Consider the following 785-nt stretch of genomic DNA (forward strand, 5'->3'; position numbering starts at 1 on the left):
ACCGGCAGCTTGAACAGGGCCAGGCCGCCGGCGAGCATGATGATGATGGCGATCACCCATGCAAAGATGGGTCGATCGATGAAAAAGCGTGCCATGGGGTTCTCCGCTTACTTCGCGTCGCCGGCCGSAGCGGCAGGCTGGGCRGCCGCYGCCGGCTTGGCCGGARCAGCGCCCTTCTCGGTGGCCTTGACCGGCATGCCGGGGCCGATCTTCTGCAGGCCTTCGACGATGACCTTGTCGCCCGCCTTCAGACCGTCCTCGACCAGCCACTTGTCGCCRACCGTGCGGCTGACCTTGACCGGGCGCACTTCGACCTTGTTGTCCTTGTCGACCACCATCGCGGAGGTGTCACCCTTCGGATCGCGGGCGATGCCGGCCATCGGYACCAGCACYGCATCGCTGCGCACGCCGCCACCGATCACCGCGCGCACGTACRTGCCCGGCATCAGCAGRCCGTCCGGRTTGTCCACCTTCACGCGCAGGCCGAAGCTGCCAGTGGCCGGGTCGACGCTSACTTCGGAGAACTCCAGCGTGCCCTTGTGCTCGAAGGTGCTGCCGTCTTCCATYAGGATGCTGACCGGCAGCGWCTGGTTGTCCTGCAGGCGGCCMGCGGCCAGYTCRCGRCGCAGCTGCAGCAGCTCGGCCGAGGACTGGGTCAGGTCCACATAGATCGGGTCCAGCTGCTGCACGGTGGCCAGSGCAKTGRCCTGGCCGGCGCTGACCAGCGCACCCTGGGTGACGCTGGACTTGCCGATGCGGCCGCTGATCGGCGCGGTGATGCGGGC

1 protein-coding gene and 1 pseudogene are annotated in these 785 nt (G+C 68.0%); both read right to left on the reverse strand.

Going from position 1 to position 785, the window contains the following annotated elements; genetic code table 11:
• Positions 1-95 (reverse strand): efflux RND transporter permease subunit (locus D7Y61_RS22830; protein WP_180849240.1); only part of this gene is annotated, 95 nt, incomplete at its 3' end.
• A gap of 12 nt (positions 96-107) precedes the next feature.
• A pseudogene (smeD, locus tag D7Y61_RS22425) lies at positions 108-785 on the reverse strand (multidrug efflux RND transporter periplasmic adaptor subunit SmeD); the annotation flags it as partial.

Source organism: Stenotrophomonas maltophilia, from assembly GCF_013464485.1.
Lineage (GTDB): Bacteria > Pseudomonadota > Gammaproteobacteria > Xanthomonadales > Xanthomonadaceae > Stenotrophomonas > Stenotrophomonas maltophilia_AW.